This is a genomic window from Pseudomonas sp. HMWF006, assembly GCF_003061205.1.
GTDB lineage: Bacteria > Pseudomonadota > Gammaproteobacteria > Pseudomonadales > Pseudomonadaceae > Aquipseudomonas > Aquipseudomonas monsensis.
The window spans coordinates 6,303-9,071 of the sequence record NZ_QAIU01000359.1; the positions used below are offsets into that span (position 1 = coordinate 6,303).

The 2,769-nt window shown below is 63.5% G+C and carries 4 protein-coding genes; 2 read left to right on the forward strand and 2 right to left on the reverse strand.

Features of this window, described 5'->3' with window-relative positions:
* Positions 1-828, forward strand: an 828-nt coding sequence (locus DBR24_RS14745) for an aldo/keto reductase (RefSeq protein ID WP_256591486.1), incomplete at its 5' end; no start/stop codon positions are given.
* 6 nt (positions 829-834) lie between these two features.
* On the opposite strand, the gene DBR24_RS14750 is transcribed toward DBR24_RS14745, so the two are convergent.
* Positions 835-1,728, reverse strand: a complete 894-nt coding sequence (locus DBR24_RS14750) for a LysR family transcriptional regulator (protein ID WP_128615131.1) — start codon at positions 1,726-1,728, stop codon at positions 835-837.
* Between the two features lie 130 nt (positions 1,729-1,858).
* Here DBR24_RS14750 and DBR24_RS14755 point away from each other — a divergent pair, with 130 nt between their 5' ends.
* Positions 1,859-2,335 carry a cupin domain-containing protein gene (locus DBR24_RS14755; protein WP_123462657.1) on the forward strand — a complete coding sequence of 159 codons (477 nt, stop codon included), beginning with the start codon at positions 1,859-1,861 and terminating at the stop codon, positions 2,333-2,335.
* Positions 2,336-2,416: 81 nt separating this feature from the next.
* On the opposite strand, the gene DBR24_RS32215 is transcribed toward DBR24_RS14755, so the two are convergent.
* Positions 2,417-2,769: molybdopterin cofactor-binding domain-containing protein (locus DBR24_RS32215; protein WP_256591487.1), on the reverse strand; the 353-nt coding region annotated here is incomplete at its 5' end.

Below are 2,769 nucleotides of genomic sequence, written 5' to 3' on the forward strand. Positions count from 1 at the left end.
GGCCAGACCATGCAGACCCGCGTCATCCCCTCAAGCTCCGAGTCGCTGCCCATGGTGGGCCTGGGCACTTATCGCGGTTTTGACGTTGCGCCGGGCGATCCGGTCTACCGGCAACTGCCGGCCGTGCTCGATGAGTTGTTCGGCAAGGGCGGCACTGTCATCGACAGCTCGCCGATGTATGGCCGTGCCGAACAGACCACCGGTGAACTGCTGTCGATCCACGAACCGCGCTCGCCAGCGTTTCTGGCCACCAAGGTGTGGACCCGCGGGCGCGCCGAGGGCATCGCGCAGATGGAGCAGTCGTTCAGCCTGCTGCGCACCGAACGCATCGACCTGATGCAGATCCACAACCTGCTCGACTGGCAAACCCACCTGCCGACCCTGCGGGAGTGGAAAGAGCAGGGGCGCATCCGCTACATCGGCATCACCCATTACACGCCTTCGGCTTATGACGAAGTCGAAGCGGTGCTCAAGGCCGAGCCCCTCGATTTCCTGCAAATCAACTACGCCCTCGACGACCGTGGTGTGGAAAAACGCCTCTTGCCGCTGTGTCGCGAGCGCGGTGTGGCCGTGATCTGCAACCGGCCGTTTGGCGGCGGTGGCGTGCTCGCCAGGCTCAAGGACAAGCCGCTGCCGGGCTGGGTCTCGGACGTGCAGGTCAACAGCTGGCCGCAACTGGCGCTGAAGTTTCTGCTGGCGCATCCAGCGGTGACCTGTGTGATTCCGGGCACCAGCAATCCGCGCTACATGGCCGATAACGCCCGGGCCGGGTTCGGGCCGATGTTGACGGATGCGCAGCGGCACCAGTTGATTGCGTTGCTCGGTTAGCGCCGCTCAACCGCGAAACCGCAACGCCTCCAGTAACAAGGCAAACGCCGGTGCCGCCTGGCGTCGGCTCGGGTAGTACAGGTGATAGCCGGCGAACGTCGGGCACCAGTCCTCCAGGACTTGCTGCAAACGGCCCTCGGCCAGATACGGCGCGACGATGTTCTGCGGGATGTAACTCAGGCCAAAGCCATCCAGCGCCGCATTGAGCAGCGGGTAGACGCCGTTCAGGGTGATCTGCCCCGAGACACGCACTTTCAGGCGTTCGCCATCCTTCTCGAACTCCCAGGTATAGAGCCCGCCGTTGGTCGGCAGGCGCAGGTTGTTGCAGGCATGCCCGGTCAAATCCCGTGGGGTGTGCGGTGCCGGATGACGGGCGAAGTACTCCGGCGCACCGACCACCGCCATGCGCATGTCCGGGCCGATGCGGGTGGCGATCATGCCTTGGGCGACGTCCTCGCCCAGGCGCACGCCCGCATCGAAGCCTTGTCCCGCGATATCGACGAAGCCGTAATCGCAGCAGACCTCGACGGCGATGTCCGGATACTTGGGCAGAAAGGTCTGCAGCACCGGGCGCAGCAGCCAGTCCAGCGAATGGTCGGTGGCACTGATGCGGATTCTGCCGGCCGGGGTTTCACGCAGGTGACTCAGGGCGGCGAGTTCGCGCTCGATCTCTTCGAAACGCGGGCCGATGCTTTGCAGCAGGTGTTCGCCGGCCTCGGTGGGCGAAACGCTGCGGGTGGTGCGGGTCAGCAGGCGCAGGCCCAGACGGGTTTCGAGGGCGCGGATGGTGTGGCTGAGTGCCGATTGCGAAACGCCCAGTTTGGCGGCTGCCTTGGTGAAGCTGCGCGCGTGCGCGACGGCGAGGAAGGCGAGCAGGTCAGTGGCGTTTTCCCGAAGCATTGATGAGTGTCCTGCATAAGTTTTTTCGAATTCTAGTCGATTATCTGAAGAGTACGGCCCGCTAAAGTGACCTGCAGGCGCTGCCGAAGGCTGCACCTACCGATTTTTTTTGCATTCTGGAGGGCATGTCATGAACCCGATTACTGCTTCAGCGTTGACGTTGTCTCTGTTGGCTGCGGATGTGCAGGCCAATGAAAGTGCACGCGTGACGGTCACGCCCAATGGCTCACAACCTTCGGCCCGCGGCCCGGCGGATTGGTTCACCGGAATCGTGCGGGTCGATGCGCCGTTCAAGGGCTCGGATGCCGCGCGGGTCAGCGGCGCCACGGTGACGTTCGAGCCGGGAGCGCGAACGGCATGGCACACCCACCCGTTGGGGCAGACGTTGATCGTAACGGCCGGTGCCGGTTTCGTGCAGGAATGGGGCCAGCCAATACGCGAGATTCGCCCTGGCGACACGGTGTGGATTGCGCCAGATGTGAAGCATTGGCATGGCGCAGCACCGACGACGGCGATGACGCACATTGCGATTGCCGAGGTGCTGGACGGCGAGGTGGTGGAGTGGATGGAGCAAGTAGGGGAGGCGCAGTATCCGCGTAGTGAGTGACGCGCCAGTTCCCCATGCCCATGTGCTACAAGGCCCTCACCCAATCCTCTCCCTTTGGGAGAGGGCCAGGGTGAGGGGCTTTCAGATCATCTCGGGCAAGGACGAGAGAATTTTGTCCAGGGTGATCGGATAATCGCGCACCCGTGCTCCGGTGGCGTTGTAGATCGCATTGGCCACCGCCGCGCTCACCCCGCAAATCCCCAGCTCACCTACACCCTTGGCCTTCATCGGCGACGAAAGCGGATCGGTCTCGTCAAGGAAGATCACCTCCTGATGCGGAATGTCGGCGTGCACCGGCACTTCATATCCGGCCAGATCATGGTTGACGAAGAAACCGAGCTTCTTGTCCACCGCCAGCTCCTCCATCAACGCCGCACCGACGCCCATGGTCATCGCCCCGATCACCTGGCTGCGCGCTGCTTTCGGGTTGAGGA

Bases quoted from the DNA above. Each gene is read 5' to 3' on its own strand.
- DBR24_RS14750 (WP_128615131.1), bottom strand. From the start codon at position 1,728: ATGCTTCGGGAAAACGCCACTGACCTGCTCGCCTTCCTCGCCGTCGCG.
- DBR24_RS14755 (WP_123462657.1), top strand. From the start codon at position 1,859: ATGAACCCGATTACTGCTTCAGCGTTGACGTTGTCTCTGTTGGCTGCG.